This window comes from Cyclobacterium sp. 1_MG-2023 (assembly GCF_030546805.1).
Lineage (GTDB): Bacteria > Bacteroidota > Bacteroidia > Cytophagales > Cyclobacteriaceae > Cyclobacterium.
In genome coordinates, this window is record NZ_JAUOPC010000008.1 from 83547 (window position 1) to 100307 (window position 16761).

Annotated in this window: 9 protein-coding genes; 6 read left to right on the forward strand and 3 right to left on the reverse strand. The window is 37.6% G+C overall.

Annotated elements, in window-relative coordinates; all coding sequences use genetic code 11:
* Nucleotides 1-62 precede the first annotated feature (62 nt).
* On the forward strand, nt 63-1511 hold the full coding sequence (locus Q4534_RS13975) for a sodium:solute symporter (RefSeq protein WP_303613768.1): 1449 nt from the start codon (nt 63-65) through the stop codon (nt 1509-1511).
* 369 nt (nt 1512-1880) lie between these two features.
* Here the strand turns inward: Q4534_RS13975 and Q4534_RS13980 are convergent, their stop codons facing one another.
* Nucleotides 1881-3278: an arylsulfatase gene (locus Q4534_RS13980; RefSeq protein WP_303613769.1), complete on the reverse strand. Its 1398-nt coding sequence runs from the start codon at nt 3276-3278 to the stop codon at nt 1881-1883.
* Between the two features lie 300 nt (nt 3279-3578).
* On the opposite strand from Q4534_RS13980, the gene Q4534_RS13985 reads away from it, so the two are divergent.
* The 5 genes from Q4534_RS13985 to Q4534_RS14005 all read left to right on the forward strand — a co-directional run bounded on the left by Q4534_RS13985 (nt 3579) and on the right by Q4534_RS14005 (nt 10344).
* Entirely contained in the window at nt 3579-3995 is a 417-nt protein-coding gene (locus Q4534_RS13985) for a hypothetical protein (protein WP_303613770.1), read from the forward strand.
* A 281-nt stretch (nt 3996-4276) separates the two neighbouring features.
* Nucleotides 4277-6769: a DUF3857 domain-containing protein gene (locus Q4534_RS13990; protein WP_303613771.1), complete on the forward strand. Its 2493-nt coding sequence runs from the start codon at nt 4277-4279 to the stop codon at nt 6767-6769.
* A gap of 326 nt (nt 6770-7095) precedes the next feature.
* On the forward strand, nt 7096-7968 hold the full coding sequence (locus Q4534_RS13995; RefSeq protein WP_303613772.1) for an alpha/beta hydrolase: 873 nt from the start codon (nt 7096-7098) through the stop codon (nt 7966-7968).
* 676 nt (nt 7969-8644) lie between these two features.
* Complete coding sequence (locus tag Q4534_RS14000; protein WP_303613773.1) at nt 8645-9991, forward strand: sodium/glutamate symporter; 1347 nt, start codon at nt 8645-8647, stop codon at nt 9989-9991.
* Nucleotides 9992-10077: 86 nt separating this feature from the next.
* Nucleotides 10078-10344 (forward strand): hypothetical protein, encoded by a 267-nt coding sequence (locus Q4534_RS14005; protein ID WP_303613774.1) that lies wholly within the window; start codon nt 10078-10080, stop codon nt 10342-10344.
* 273 nt (nt 10345-10617) lie between these two features.
* Here Q4534_RS14005 and Q4534_RS14010 read toward each other — a convergent pair whose 3' ends face one another.
* Both Q4534_RS14010 and Q4534_RS14015 read right to left on the reverse strand, forming a co-directional pair.
* Complete coding sequence (locus tag Q4534_RS14010) at nt 10618-13731, reverse strand: PAS domain S-box protein (protein ID WP_303613775.1); 3114 nt, start codon at nt 13729-13731, stop codon at nt 10618-10620.
* A 721-nt stretch (nt 13732-14452) separates the two neighbouring features.
* Complete coding sequence (locus tag Q4534_RS14015; RefSeq protein WP_303613776.1) at nt 14453-16603, reverse strand: tetratricopeptide repeat protein; 2151 nt, start codon at nt 16601-16603, stop codon at nt 14453-14455.
* Between the last annotated feature and the right edge of the window lie 158 nt (nt 16604-16761).

Genomic DNA, 16761 nt, shown 5'->3' on the forward strand with positions numbered 1-16761 from the left:
TAAAATGATTTAAAGAAAATGCCTATCATTGGGTATAAAAAATACATTTTAAAAAGAGAACCATGAGTCCATTGCTCGTTTTTGGTGTGATAGCCGTTTATTTTGCACTTTTATTATTGATCAGTTATCTAACATCACTAAAATCTGACAGTCAGACTTTCTATACGGGCAACAGGGAATCACCGTGGTTTTTAGTCGCTTTTGGAATGGTGGGAGCCGCCTTATCAGGGGTTACTTTTATATCTGTTCCCGGAGAAGTAGGCAACACACAATGGAATTATTTACAATTTGTGATGGGGAATATGGTCGGTTATGCAGTCATAGGTCTGGTATTGATCCCCCTTTTTTACAAACTCAACCTGATCTCAATTTATGAATACCTGAAAACCAGGTTTGGGCAGAAAGCTTATCTTTCAGGAGCCACTATTTTTCTCATTTCCCAAACCATCGGTGCCTCTTTTAGGCTTTTTTTAGCGGCTACTGTTTTACAACTTGCCTTCTTTGACGCCTTCGACATTCCTTTTTATGCATCGGTATTGACCACTATGGTGTTGATCTGGCTTTATACTTATAAAAGCGGCATCAAAACCATCGTCTGGACGGATACCCTTCAAACCATCTTTTTACTGCTGGCTGTATTGATTACCATAGTAGTGATAGGAAAGCACCTGGACAAGAGCACATCTGAATTGTTGGCGGTGGTTGGAGAAAGTGATTTGTCTTCCATCTTTGTTTGGGGAGGAAATTCTAGTCAAAATTTCTTTAAAATGTTTGCTGGTGGTATTTTTATTACCATTGCCATGAACGGGCTGGATCAGAACGTTATGCAAAAGAACCTGACCTGTCGCAATCAAAAGGATGCCCAGAAAAACATCTTCTGGTTTTCCATTACCTTCTTTATTTCAAACCTACTTTTTTTAAGTTTAGGGGTATTGTTGTACCATTACGCAGAAGTTAATGGCATTGAGCTACCCAAAGCCACAGATGAATTGTTCCCTTTCTTGGCATTGAACAACTTTGGAACCCTGGCAGGTGTGGTCTTTTTATTGGGAATCACCGCAGCTGCTTTCTCTAGTGCCGATTCAGCGCTTACTGCATTGACCACCTCTTTTTGTATAGACATTGTCAACCTTCCTGATCGCAAGAACATTGATCAAGACAAAACCAGACGATGGATACACATTGGTTTTACCTTCTTGGTTTTCTTAACCATTGTCGCATTCAATGAGGTAAACGACAGAAGTGTGGTAAGTGCGGTGTTTAAAGCAGCAGGGTTTACCTATGGGCCTTTGCTTGGCCTCTTTGCTTTTGGACTGAGCAATAAAATGGCCGTTAGAGATAAGTTTGTGCCTTATATTTGTCTTTTAAGTCCTTTCCTCTCTTTTATACTCGACTGGAATTCCGCAGACTGGTTCAATGGTTTTCAATTTGGATTTGAAATATTACTCGTAAATGCAGCCATTACCTACATTGGTTTACTCCTTTCAAGTAAAGGGGCTACATCAGCGTAAAAGGGAAAAGGGCAACATAAATAAAGCAAAAACCATTGAAAGGGTTAAGGTAACCCCAAATCCCAGCAAACGGAATGGCAGTAATACCAACCATATGATAGGGTATAATAATAAAACAATTAAGGCTAAAGGCCAACATAACACCAACAAGATGGCCCAAAGGATCATTCCGGTAAATATTCTCATGGATAAAATCGCATTTTTGAAAAGAATAAATACCAATGAAGTGCCAAAGAAAAATTATGGCCTTGAATAACAATTCAAGGCCATTAAGACATTAGTGATGCTTTTCTTGCTACGGTTCCGTACAGGATTGTGTCCGATTATGTACGAAAAAGTATTTTTTTCCCTCGAAATAATTAGGTCCTTTTACCAGTCTTTTTTCCAGATTGGCCCTCCGTTATATACTTCTCCCACGGGATACCTTGGAGAAGAAATCACCATCGCCTCCATCAGACTGTCAATTTTATTCACCAGTTCCGGATGATCATTGGCCAGGTTATGCTGCTCGGAAATATCCCTAGCAAGGTCATAGATTTCTATTGCTTGACCCTTCCCTCTTCTAATTCCTTTCCACTTGCCTATCCTAACCGCCTGATCATACCTTTTTCTGGCATGGCCAAAATCCCAATAGAGCACACGGTCATTTGCCGGCAAGGCCTTTCCCTTCATTGCTTCGATTACGGAGACCCCATCAATATTCTCAGGCAAGGCCTCATTGGCCAGTCCGGCAAACGTGGGCAACATGTCCTGAAAACCTATTACTTCATCAGATTGCTGACCGGCAGGTATGACGCCCGGCCAGGAGGCGATAAAAGGAACCCTTATTCCTCCCTCATACATGTCCCGCTTGTATCCTTTTAGTAGTCCATTGGTTTTGAATCCTTTCCATGTATCGCTATGTCCTCCATTGTCTGAGGTGAAAATAATTAAGGTGTTTTCCCTAATTCCCAATTCATCAATAAGTTTAACAATTTTACCCACATCCTTGTCAAGGCGATAAATCATGGCTGCATATTTTTTAGCTGCTTCGGGCCAATCTTTGTCTGTATAAGGATAGGTGAAAGGGACTGTTACACCATGTTCGTCTTCTTCGAGTGCTGAAAAATGGGGAATGGTATAGGCTGAATAGAAAAAGAAAGGGGTATTACTATTATTACGGATAAAGTTTAAGGTGGCATTCGTAAGAATATCATGGCTGTAATTGTTCCTTAGGATGGGATTATCCGGCAATAAAATCTTCCTGTCGTCATGATCTAGGTAGCTGGGGTAATAATAATGGGCATGGTCCTGATTTAAATAGCCTGTCCAGGTGTCAAAGCCCATATTCGTGGCCCGCCCCTCAGTATGGGCATCTCCCAAGGACCACTTCCCTACCCCACCTGTACTATACCCTGCCTCTTTCAAGACCATTGCTAGCGTTATATCTCCTTTCTTAAGGTAAGTTGGGAAATGGGGTACATTGTCTCTAGCCACGGTATGCCCATTGTGCTGACCGGTCATCAGCACAGATCTGGATGAGGTACAAACCGGTCCCCCGGCATAAGCCTGACTAAACAACATGCCTTCACTCGCCAAAGCATCTATATTGGGCGTTTGAATCAATTGCTGTCCATAGGCTCCTAGGTCTGCATAACCCAAATCATCGGCCATGATGAAGATGATATTTGGTTGTTCTCCGTTATTGCCTTTTTGGGCCATTGAGGGATTGTAAGCTATTGAAATACTCAAAAGTCCAATCCCAATGATTTTCTTTAGTAATTGCATCAACTTTTTAATTGTATAAGGTTCATTTTCTTTTCCCGTAGACTGTAATAGGGGAGCTTATTGCTTCAATGACAATATACCATTTTAGATTTGGCCATTGGCCGAAGAATCCTATATTTTGCCTTGTGTCGCTCCGTATTTACTAATTACAGACGATGCACCCCTTAATACCGACAGGTGTATAATATTACCCCTATGTAAAGCATATTTATTTTATAATCCACCCAATAAATTTTGGTTGTTGGCGCAACAGAATTAATTTAATATACGTCATGGCTAAAACGAAAAACCAAAATAGTCATGAAACACTACAATACCCTCTTTTTGATGCTTCTGCTTTTGATCGTTTCCTGTGTGGATGACCCTTTGCTTTCAGTCTCAGAAAGCGGTCCTATACCCATTGGTTCTTGGAGCAATATTTCTTATAATGAAAATGGGATGATATTGGAAAAGGTTGACCAATTGCAGGAAAACACTTATGGCTATCGTTTTCTAAGCAATGGCACTTTTACTCATCGGGCCAACAGCGGATTTTGTGGTACACCCCCTATTGTTACAAGCGATTTTGAAGGCAGTTGGACCAAAGACGGTGACATTTTAAATATTCAAGGTACTTTCTGGGGTGGAGAAACAGTAGAAGCGTGGCAAATAATATCTTCCGACAATAATGTTCTGACCATCAAGGTCCTGAAAAACGAATACGAAATGGAAGAATAATCCTTTGATTTAGTTATTTGTCTAAAACAACGCTATCAAGCCGGTTTTATAATAATCACTCAATTTGGCATTGCTACCAGCTACTTGGTAAATGCAGATAATGGATTATTGTGCCATCAAGATAAACGTGTTCATCCAATAGGAGTATTCCCTATAAGTTTTATAGTTACATCTATTTTTTGTTCTAGAAATTAGAATTAGCTAAAATTTCTTGGCTAACTCTTGGTTTTTATTTTGAACTATACTTATATTTCTAATATTATTTTTTTAATTCCTAAAGAATGAAACAGTTTTATATTATTTTTTTTATGGGGTTCATTGTTTTCCAATCCCAGGCATTTCAGAAAAATGTCACAACTTCGGCTGTGCCCGGGTGGATTGATCCTATCCCGGTATCAAAGCCTGATATTAAAGAAAACTGGCCTTATTATTATTTAGATTTCGAGAGACAAATTAACCTAAATAAACAAACTGTTTTCCACCATTACAGGTATCAAGTTCTCACGACTGAAGGGATGCAGGAAATGTCAGACATATCCATTGAATTTGACCCTAGCTTTCAAAAATTGGTTTTTCATAAAATCGAGATAGAAAGAGACGACAAATTTTCAGATCAATTGGATTTAAACAAAATCACAACTGCTAACACCGAGTCAGGTAAAGAAAGGCATTTGTATGATGGAAGTATGACTGCTCTTTTTCATTTGGATGGTGTGCAAAAAGGTGATGTCATTGCTGTAAGTTATTCGATTGTAGGTTTTAATCCCATTCACCTCGGTAATTTCTCTTCAAGTTTGTACCACGGATATACCATCCCTGTAAACCATATTAATTACCGGGTTTTCACCGGGAACAAACAGGTAATTTATTACAAAAACATCAACCACGAGCAGGAGCCCACCATTCGACAGGAAGGCGACAGCAAAGTTTATAGTTGGTCCAGCCGTCCAAACCCCCCGGTAGAACTGGACAATAATCTTCCTTCATGGACCATAGATTTGCCCATAACCTCCATTTCCACACAAAACCACTGGGGAGATGTGGTGCAATGGGCATTGCCGCTATTTGAGACAAGCAATGTGTCTTCCTATTTACCAGACCTTATAAAAGAAAACCTTGGTAAAAAGGAAAAAACCCTGAAATTGATTCGCTATGTTCAGGATGATATTCGTTACCTGGGACTAGAGTCGGGAATAGGGGCCTATAAACCCCATTCACCTGAAAAAGTATACCAACAAAAATTCGGTGATTGCAAGGATAAATCCCTATTGCTGGTGGCATTGTTACAAAAAGAAGGCATTTCTGCTTTTCCCTTATTGGTGAACACATCCTTAAAACACAACCTTGATAAACTCCAGCCCTCCAACAGTGTATTTGACCATTGTGTGGTCGCTATCACATTGGAGGACAAAAATTATTATATCGATCCAACCATTTCTATGCAGGGAGGGAATCTGGATCATAATTATTTCCCGGATTATGGATTGGGCTTGCTGATAAAAGAAAATAATTCTGAGTTATTAACACTTCCAAAACCAAAAAAATCCGAGATTGATATTCAGGAGAAAATTTATGTAGATAGCGTTGGAGGGCAGGCCATGATAGAAATCAAAACAATTTATAGGGGAAATAAAGCGGATAACGTACGGGCAGAATTTGAAAACAACCCCCTTTCATCTATCCAAAAAGACTACCTGAATTTTTATAACAATTTATATCCGGGAATAAAAGAAACCGAGAAGATACGGTTTTATGACGAGCATCGCTTCGACAATAATGAAGTACTGGTGGAAGAAAATTATAAGGTAGGACAATTCTGGTTACAAGATGAGAATGAAAACTACATTTACTCTAGGGTTTATCCCTTGGTATTGGAATCATTGATCAATTATCCAAGTGCTTCTGCCCGAAACAGCCATTATAGCTTGGGAAGCCCCTTTTCCTTTAAACAAGAAACACAGGTAATGCTTCCGGAAACTTGGTATGTAGAAGACGCAAAAAAACAAATCGAAGGTTCCTCCTTCCTGTACACAAATCAAATCCAGGGATATGGTGAACGAATCGCTGTTAAATACGCCTATGATTTAACCAATGACTTCATTGAAGGAGAAATGGTTCCTGAATTTCTTTCTGCCCATGAAGACATTAAAAATGACCTAATGTTTAGCCTTACCTACAATCCGGGAGTCATTTCAGATGAAAAGAGCGGTTTGGCAATATTTACAGCCCTCGTTTTATTGGTCTTAGGAATCTTTTTTAGTATTAAAACCTATATAAATTTCGACCCTCAGCCTTGGGAATATGCGGAGGATAAAAGCATAGGTGGATGGCTTATTCTTCCGGCCATTGGTCTAACAATAACCCCAATTAGGATTATAATTAATTTTTTCTCTGTGGGGTATTTTGACATAGCCCTTTGGGAAAATGCATTTGCCATGGGACTAACTGAAGCCATTGCCTTTGAGTTAACTTACAATGTATTACTTGCCATTTTTTCATTATTGCTTATCCTTCTGTTTTACACCAGAAGGACAAGCGTTCCAAAGCTAATGACCATTTTCTATGTGGTCAATTTGATGGCAATCTTGATAGATACAATTCTGACCAAAGACACATTGACCCTAGAAAACAAGCAGCTTATTCAAGCGGCTGTAGGTGCAGTAATATGGATTCCCTATTTCAATTTCTCTGAAAGGGTCAAATCGACTTTCTGTAAGACAAGAAGAAATATTGAACCGGAATCAAATATAACACTTCCAACAATCTCAAACTGATTAACAAAAGAGATCGGGGGAAATGACATGATTCCTAATACAAAATTTGCAGGAATAATAGTTATTCCCCTTCAATACATTCAAAGGAATTTTAAAACCAATATAGGCGGTAGGCCTTCTATTTCATAATTCGGGTTCAAGAACAATTGCCATTGTTTTTAAAGAACCATCACACACCCTTGTTGTAATTAGCTATTGGTAGAATATTTTTTTTAGGGTATATTCAAGCCTTGTTTTCTTCCTTGACATTTCTTAAACAGGGAATATACAAGCGAAACCACTTATAAAATTGAATTGATTCTAAAAGTCAACAACCAAAACCTCCCATGAAAACACAACCGCAGCCAATAAAAGTAATGCTTACCCTTTGCTCCTTGTTTTTCTCACTTGTTTTCGTGGCGCAAGCTCAAAATGAAGATCTCATTCACATTTGGCCGGATAAAGTGCCGGGAGAAACAGGCCCAAAACACCCTGCAGTGGTCACAGACAATCACAGTGGAGACGTGACTAGGTTGACAGATGTTACTGATCCTACTTTAAAGGTATTCTTGCCTGATGCAAATGTTAATAATGGAGCCGCGGTAATTGTATGCCCCGGAGGAGGTTATCGCATTTTGGCCATCGATAAAGAAGGACATGAAGTGGCTGAGTGGTTTACCACTTTGGGCTACACCGCCTTCGTTTTGGAATACCGGGTCCCTGAAAAACAGGATGGGGCTTTGAATGATATACAGCGTGCCATTAGAATCGTTAGAAGCGGGGCAGATGAATGGAAATTAGATACCGATAAGATTGGTGTGATTGGTTTCTCTGCTGGAGGTAGTTTGGCTGCCAGAGCAAGCACAAGGTACAATGAGGAAACTTATACAGCGCAAGATGCCAAGGACAAAGTCTCATCCAAACCAAATTTCGCCATGTTGATCTACCCTGCTTACCTTGACAAGGGTGAAAATAGAAGCCTTACCCCGGAATTGAATGTAAACGAAAATACCCCTCCCATGTTTCTTTTTGCTACAGCAGACGATTCCCATGCCAATAGTGCACTGGTAATGGCCACCGCTTTGCGAGACAACAAAGTACCAGTTTCCTTGCACCTTCTACCCAAAGGCGGACATGGCTATGGACTAAGGAATGGCAACCCTGGCGCAGAAACCTGGCCGGCATTGGCCGAAACTTGGCTTAAAGCAACGGTAAAATAATCGATATTAAGATTTTTTTAAGGTAAATAACATAGATTGGGCTAGGCCATTGCAGATGACCTGTACTGTACAATTTTGTAAATTTCGGATCCCAATTTTGAAAAACTGATAGCTACAATTACAGCCAAAACTTGGCTGTAATTGTATGGTAGATTATCAACTGATACCAAGGATTAAATAAAAATAGACCTTCCAAATGCCAACTAAACAATGTAGTGGCTAGAAAAACCCAAGCTTATCTTTGCCTTAATAAACCTTAGGTCGGATGGGGAGATTTAATATAAATAGCAATTCATAAAAGGAACTTACTATTGGATTTCTTTTCTTGTTAACTTTTTAGAAATCAAGGAAGTATTTTTTGGATTTTGGCAAAACATTTGTGCATATGGTAGCCATAGATATTGGCCAAAAACAATATTACCTGTCAATCATATTGGCAAAACCAAGGGAGAAATTTCAGGCTTTATCCTCTCAATAGGCAATCGTAATTCCAACATGCATCCTATTGTAAAACGGGTAAAAATTATTTGGATAAACTTAAATCATCCAAATGTCCGGAAAAAGTCAGCATTTACGGACGGTCTTAAAATTGTAACAGTACCCAAACACACCTAAGCTCCCTGGCCATTTTATATCCATCCGGAATAAATTCGCCGTATAAAAATCAAATAGATTCATGGAGAAATTTGCGACATTTGAGTTTTTTAATGCCTTGCTACTGATTACCCTTTTCCTCTTTATTGCCTATCTGCTTAAAGAGGCTTTCCTAAAGAAGCTTATGATCCCTGCCTCCTTAATTGGCGGTGTACTGGCACTGTTGCTTGGACCGGATCTTCTGGGTCCCCTTATCTCAGAAAGTATTGGCATAAACGCCCTACCTAAAGGACTGCTACCTGAAGCCAGTGTAAGCATTTGGAAAGATTTTCCGGCTTATCTAATTGTGGTCGTTTTTGCCGGCTTGTTTCTAGGTAAAAACATTCCTGACTTCAAGACCATCCTAAATAAAAGCATGCCCAACCTATGTTTTGGCTATACCTTAGCACTAGGTCAATACATCGTCGGTTTACTTATTGCTATCTTACTGCTTAAGCCAATCTTTGACATTGATGCGGTTTCCGGGGCTTTGATAGCCATCGGTTTTCAAGGAGGGCATGGTACAGTTGCCGGCTTAAAGAATACATTCTCCGCCATCGATTTTGAACAGGGAGTAGACCTAGGGCTCGGTATTGCCACCATAGGGCTGGTTTCAGCCATAATTTTTGGCACCATTATGTCTAATGTAAATGGTAAGGAGGAAACACATGATATGAAAATGTCGGACAATGGAGAGAAAGACGACAACTTGGAAAAAGTAAAGAAGGTGTCTTTCCCTTTACAGATAGCCATCGTAGGGCTCACCATAATTTTAGGCTGGCTATTTTTAAAAGGACTATCTTATGGAGAGATGGCTATATTTTCTCAAGAAGAGTCAAAAATAAATAAATTTATTCCATTGTTTCCCGTCGCTATGCTTGCCGGTTTAGCGGTACAAGTGTTTGCTGAAAAAGCAAAATTAACAGGCTATATCAGTAGAAAACACATCAATTATATCACCAACCTCTCACTGGACCTACTTATCGTGGCAGCCATTGGAAGCCTTTCCATTAAAGCCTTGACGGATAATTTGGCTCCATTATTAATCCTTGGTGGAGCCGGCGTCGGCTATAATATTGCCATTTATTTTTTGATGGGGAAAATTTTCTTTCCCAAAGAATGGCGATTAAGGGCCTTAGGAGAATTTGGTCAATCTACAGGCACCACAGCCATTGGATTAATTTTGATCAAAAGAGCGGGCACTAAAGCAGAAAAATTCACCTCCACCTTTAGCTATAAGCAACCCCTCTATGAACCCATCGTTGGTGGGGGGATTGTTACCGGTATAGCCCTTCCGCTAATCAGTAATGTGGGCGTTTATCCTTTTATCGGGGGTACGGTGCTTTTATTAGCAACATTATTGCTGCTTTATTTTAAATTCTACAAATAGCCATATAAATTAATTTGAGTTATTAATAACTTCTGTAACCATTGTCACCTTTTTGAAGAAGTTGTCTTTTTATCTTTGGATAAGAAATGATGGAAAGCATGGTCAGAAAAGAAGTTAACACAGTTAAGAATCCCATTAATAATTGGACATTGGTGCTGATCATGTGCGCATGGTTGGGATTGGCACCTTTTTTCCCGGAACCTCATATATGGGGAAAAATTAAATGGATTGCCGGTGGAGCCAATGGCATGCAATTAATCGATTGGGGAGATTTTATTTTGCATGGTTTCCCTTGGTTATTATTGGGCCGACTTGTTTTCCTCAAATTCAAACCCGGGGCAGTAAAGGCTTGATAGGGACGTTTTTAAGGAGGTTTGCCATTTTTTACCGGCCCCTGAGCGGAACCGAAGGGGTAGGTGGACGAGGACGATATCCTATGGTTTCGACTCCGCTCAACCGCCAGGTTTCGGCTCCGCTCAACCGCCAGGCTTCGACTCCGCTCAGCCAACGGGTTTCGATTCCGCTCAACCGCCGGTAGGCTTTGACGCTGCTCTGCAACCCAACAGATTGCTTCTTTTATAAATCAAACGCCTCTAAATTTCAGAGGTTTGATATTTATTCAATATTTAACCTATATCTTCTGCGTTTATTTTTCTGGTAATATCTTTAATCACCTCATCCAATTCATGAGCTGATGTTGTGATCATTTCTATTATTTGATTCTTGGTAATTTCCTCATCATCATCAATAACTTCGAAAAGATTAATTAATCCCATGATTCTTGCAAGAGGAGCTCGAATTACATGCGATTGAAGCCAGGCTATTTCTTTTAGCTTTTCGTTCTGGTTTTTTATTTTATTTAATTGTTCGCGCGAAGAAGTAACATCTAAAGTTGAACCAATTGACCTCATTGGCTTACCAGCTTCATCTCTTAGAATATAACAACGATCAATAAGGTAAATTATACCTCCCTTTTCTGATTTCACTTTATACTCTGAATTCCAATAGGATTTATTTTTATCAGCTAAAGTTTCTTGAAAAGTCTCCCAAATATTATCCCTCTCCTCAGTTATAATCTTACTAAACCATGAATTATTTTTATTATAGGCTTCATTACTTCTGAATTCAAACATTGATTTCCCCCCATTGCCTCTAGTTATTATACCGTTTTGGTGGTCAAGCTCCCAAATAATCTCGTTACTGGCTTGCATAGCCAACCTAAATCGCTCATTGCTAAGGGATAACTCTTTTTCATAAAGCTTTCTTTCCGTGATATCTTGTATGGTTCCTTCTATTCGGAAGGGTTGGCCTTGTTTATCCGTTAACAATCGAATTTCTTGATGAACCCATTTAATATTTCCTTTCCCTGTGGATAAACGGTGTTCAAAACCCTTAGCTATATCCGCATCAAGTAATCCAATTGAATCGTTTTCAATCAGATGCCGATCTTCAGGATGGAAAGTTTGGGCAATATTGTTTTGGGTTGGAATAAAATCATGAGGAGAATAGCCATAAATGCGATAGGTTTCTTCAGACCAAACAGAAAGCTCAGAATCAAGATCCCTAAACCAATAGCCAAGCTTGGCTATTTTTTGGGCGGTTTTTAATTGCTTATATGCCACTTCTAATTTTTCCTGAACCAATCTTTCTTCTGTGATATCCTTAGCGACCGCTACAATGATTTTTGACTCCTGAATGACCGTACCGTTCCAAACCAACCATTTAATACTCCCATCAGATGTTACAAAGCGGGCTTCATATTTTGGATAGGATGCATGAGATAGTGACGACGTAGGAGTTATAGAAGATTGAAGGATTGCTTGAGATTCCTGTTTATCATCTTTGTGAATAAAATGATATATTGGGGTAGACAATAATTTTTCTTCCTCATACCCCAACAAATTTTGAAAGGCTTTGTTGAACTTTTTGATGTATCCATCAAAGCCTATGATACAATGAGGATCCGGAGAAATATTAAAAAAATTGCGGTATTCTTCTTCAGTAATTTTTTGCTTAACAACCGGCCCAAGTAATTGGGTGACTTCTTTAAGCAAATTATATTCCTCTACTATTGTATCTCCCTGATTTGTAGAAAAACAAAGAATGCAACCAATAAACTCGTTGTTATAAGAAATGGGAAAGCCCATTGCTGTATTAAAGTTAGCGGGTTGGCGGACAAATTCCTTTTTGTATGGCAAATCCCTCCACAACATAGGACTATTTTCTTTCCAAATATATCCCGGAAGACCTGAGCCTAGAGTAAAAGAATTGAATTCTTTTCCGTATTCGTAAAACGAAGAAATTTTTTCATTTTGAAAAGAATAAGAAATCAAGTCCAATCGACTTGCATCTTGAGAGACCAACCAAATTTCACTAGAATCGATACCATTTAAATCCGTTAATTGGCTTATCGCCTGATTGAAACAAGAGGACAAATTTCCAGGCTGACCTATTCCCTTGGTCAAAGAGGCTGCTAGCCTTTCGATCTGTCTTTTTTTCACCTCAGTAGTGACTTCATATGTATTTGCCACTATCCCTTCAATTAATGGGGTATCAAGGTGATTGGACAATTCCGTTTGAATCCATCTCCAGTTCCCATTTGCATCAATAAACCGATAAGGTTCAATTGTAACATATTTTGATTCAGATATTATAGTTAATTGCTTCTTTAAGCGTGGAATATCTTCTTTATGGATAAAATCGAAGGCATTTTTCCCAATAAGCTCATCCGGAGAAATTCCCAATATTGTTTTAGAAGTAGAGACCACGTTTTTATAGTATCCATTAGCATCAAGAATGGCAATAAGATCTTGCCCATTTTCAATCAAAGACTTAAACTTCGCCTCTCTGTAGGAAAGCTCTTGAAATGCTTCAAGCTGTTTAATCACATGCCCTAAGTTGGATGTAAGTACATGTATCAATTGAAACTCTTCTTCAGAAAATTCTCGCTCTTGCGTACAATTATCAAAGCCAATAAAACCATAAAATAAATCATTGACCCATAATGGAAGGACAAGTATAGATTTGATTTCAAGCTGCAATAGGAGGTCTTTCGTGGCCGACTGAGGAAGATCTTTAACTATGGCCTCAAAATTCTTTTTCTTTAGTAAAGGTTCCATAAATAAAGGAAGCTCAGAGAATGGAATGTTTTGAAGCTCCTGATTATCAAGCTGTGGTATAGTATTTTCATTGCTCCATTCTACCCTCTGGGAAGTGGTTCTATCTTTTAGGTTATTTTGGAAAAAGTAGATCCGATCAATCCCAATGGTTTCCCCAACGGTTTTAAAACAGGTATTTAAAGATTGAAGCCAGTCATTGGTTTTCAAAAGTAATTGGCTTATGGTGCCAATCGCTGTTAAATAATTCTTTTGTCCCTCTATTTTTTGCTCTCTTTCATATCGGTCTGTCAGATCAATGGCTGTAACTATCTCAGCGCTTTTTCCTTTAAAGGAAATATGATTACTTTTTATCTTTACATAAATTACGCTACCATCCTGTTTTCTATGTCTAAAAAGACTTTCTTTATACAATTCAGAACGGGTTCTGGCTTCTTTTACTGCTTTCTCTAGTCTTGGGATATCCTCCGGAGGACGAATGTCCTTAATCGTCATATTCAAAAATTCTTTCTCATTATAACCATAAGAACGAATGGCCTCCTTGTTTACTGCAAGAAAACGAAATGATTCCAAATCATAAATCCACATTGGAAAAGGAGCAAAATCAAAAATGGATTGATCCATATTTTTTTCAAAATTTTTACATGTAATCATTTACAAAAGATCGTGGTAAAACCACTAAACCCTACACCTATTAATAATAACAACATATAGATACCCTGCACAAATATAACTTTATTAAGATAAAATTAGGATGAAATGTAACTTTTTATTGAATAAACAATACTTAAACATAAATTTATTTTTAAAAGATAATGTAATACATCGCAATATTTCCCCAATCAAAAACTAAAAGGAAAAAGAGAATAAAGGTTTATACTTCACACAATTGGTGCCACTTGTCCAGTCCGTAATGTATCTTTTAAAATTAGCGTATATTTGTATACCGATCTGCTCAACAAAGCTTTTCCCTACTGCTTGTAATTTAAAACTACAAATAACTATCCTCTTCAATGGGAAGAGGTTCGACATTATTAACACTCCCCACTATTAAACCCGTGTGGTTGCAGCACTTGGAAAAAAATAGCTTGAAGTTTTTAAATATTGTACGTCTTAACCGACATCCCTCAATATATCTTTTGCTATTTAGGTTCTTACATTTATAACTATCGGAATTAGCGTGCCATTACAAATGGCATTAAGATAATTATGCCTTAAAGATATGCTTGGGAATAAAAGGATGTAATTGCAAATTACAACTAGGTGGGAGACAACTGAATACTGAACGAAGCCAAAGTGGGATATTAAAGTAGAATTACTGCAAACCTAAATCCCTCAAGATAGCCTAGCTTTTTTTCTTGCTCTTCTCATTAAAATCATCAACAACTTTTTGAAGGATTATTATGTTTTGATTTAAGTCCTCATCTGTATCATCCAATTGTTGCGCTTTTTTAAAAAAGAACAGTGAATGATTGTACATTTCCATCCTCTTCAAATAAAGCCAGCCGTATTTTTTTGGGTATTCTAATTTTTTATTGGCCTGCTTCCCGATTTCATTTGCTTGTGCAGTACAGGTGAATCCTATCTCAAATAGTGTATCATAATCGTATTCCTGTAACTTTACTGCACGCTTATAGTTTGAAATTGACTTTCTGAAAACTTCTATAATATCTAGGAAGATTTCGTCATATTTTTCAGGTTGATCTATGAAATTATTGATGTCATTTTTAAGTAAGGTTGCTTGTTCACTGTACACAATTCCTAAATTATAATGAGCATCAACATTTTCAGGATTAATCTCAATTGCTTTTAAATAATAGTTTTCTGCTTCAGCATAATTTTCATTTGCTTGTTCAAGTACGCCAATATTAAAAAACAATATATCGTTTGCCTCTTCTGACTTTTCCCCTTCTTTGAGTAGTTCTAAAAAACGGTCTTTATTATTGAGTTTATTATAAATATGTGCTTCTGTTATTAATAAATCATAGTTGTTAGGGAAATTCTCTCTAGCTTTTTGAATGAGTGTAAGGGCTTTGTTAAAATCCCCACTTTCAGACAGCACTTGAGATTGTGAAATCAAATTTCTAATTTCAATATTTTCATTTTCAAGAAGAGAGGCTTTTTTTTCTTTTGCCAATTGTTCTTCAACAAAATCATCCAGATTTTTTCCGGTTAATTTTTTATCTCTTTTTAACCAATCTTTTACAAGTGCATTAGATGCTGAATTTTTAAATCCATATTTTGAATTTAAAAATTTATACAAAGGCATTTTTTCCTTCCCTTTGGTTCCATTAAATTCAATTTCGTAATAATATATTTTTTCATTTGTATTTTCCAAAAACAACTTCAATAGTCGGTCATCTTTTATGTACAATTGATCCCAATCTAAATCTTTAGCATAGTTTCTTCCAAAAAGCACACCAATTAGCAATGATTTTTTGGTTTGATCATTGGCTGCGTTAAATAAATCAATGGCTTTTTTGTCATAATAGTCACTGACATAATTTTGTCTTGTATAAAAAAATATTTCATAGATAGGATCTAAAAATTTATTTGTTTCGTTGGAGGCTAACATTTTCCGAGCTCTTTCACTCTTCTCTTTGTCAACAAAATCTCTCCAAAATTTAAACAATCCATATCCTGTTGATCCGTGAACACTGTTATTATGATAGCCCAAATCTGTAGACAAATCTCCTGCGAAATCTATCAGTTCATTTAAATTGGCATAATAAAACTCATTGATTAGCGCCATATTTTTAAGTTCCGTCTCATTTTTTAATAGCTGTGCCGTATTGTACGCCAATATTTTCTTTAGTCTATTTACTTGGTTGGAAAAAATTTCTGATTTTAAATTTTTATACCTTGCGTCACCTTCCTTTTCAATAAGCCAGTTTAAATTATCAATGGCTAGGTTTTCATACCTCCGTAATGTTTTTTCCTTTACAAGAAAGTCTGCATAATCTGTTGTATACAAGGCTTCGCACTCCTTGTCTAAAGGGATAATTTCCTCAAGATATTCCCTTATGTTTTCATTTTTATTATTTACATTCCTAATCCTAGCTTGTTGAATATCGTTGGCAATACTTAAACCCACATTAACTATTTGAGTAGCTGCGGCTTCTAAATTTTGGGTATAAACTTGTTGTCTTTCTAAGGCGTCTTGGTAATGTGAATTTGCAGCACTTGTGCCACTTTGGTAGCTTGAGGAATTTGATTGAGAAGTTTCGTAGTCATTATTGTTGCTTACCGATTGGTCGGAGTCAGTACTTGGATAAGCTGATGCACTTTTATCATTGCTATCATTTTCACCTAAAGCATACATTTTAACCAAATGGAAATTTACTGCATCAATATAAGTGAGGCGCATATTTTTAATAGAAAATGCATTGCTTAAAAAAATCTCTTTAGCTCTCTCTCCACTTGGAAGATTTCGCTTTGTGTGTTCTGCATGTAAATGACCTTCAAATATGTTTAGCCAATCTCCTCCATAGGTCATATTTCCTTTACTATCGAAGCCAATTGATGTAATAAAATTACTGCCTTCATAAAGGTCAACTACAAACCTTGGGAATTGCACCCTAATCGCCTTGTAGGCTTCTTCTCCTATTTGCTGCCTTGCATATTGTTTTCCTTCGAAATAAACGGTATTCCCCT

Coding starts and splice junctions, on each gene's coding strand:
- Q4534_RS13975 (WP_303613768.1), top strand. CDS start 63: ATGAGTCCATTGCTCGTTTTTGGTGTGATAGCCGTTTATTTTGCACTT.
- Q4534_RS13980 (WP_303613769.1), bottom strand. CDS start 3,278: ATGCAATTACTAAAGAAAATCATTGGGATTGGACTTTTGAGTATTTCA.
- Q4534_RS13985 (WP_303613770.1), top strand. CDS start 3,579: ATGAAACACTACAATACCCTCTTTTTGATGCTTCTGCTTTTGATCGTT.
- Q4534_RS13990 (WP_303613771.1), top strand. CDS start 4,277: ATGAAACAGTTTTATATTATTTTTTTTATGGGGTTCATTGTTTTCCAA.
- Q4534_RS13995 (WP_303613772.1), top strand. CDS start 7,096: ATGAAAACACAACCGCAGCCAATAAAAGTAATGCTTACCCTTTGCTCC.
- Q4534_RS14000 (WP_303613773.1), top strand. CDS start 8,645: ATGGAGAAATTTGCGACATTTGAGTTTTTTAATGCCTTGCTACTGATT.
- Q4534_RS14005 (WP_303613774.1), top strand. CDS start 10,078: ATGATGGAAAGCATGGTCAGAAAAGAAGTTAACACAGTTAAGAATCCC.
- Q4534_RS14010 (WP_303613775.1), bottom strand. CDS start 13,731: ATGGATCAATCCATTTTTGATTTTGCTCCTTTTCCAATGTGGATTTAT.
- Q4534_RS14015 (WP_303613776.1), bottom strand. CDS start 16,603: ATGACCTATGGAGGAGATTGGCTAAACATATTTGAAGGTCATTTACAT.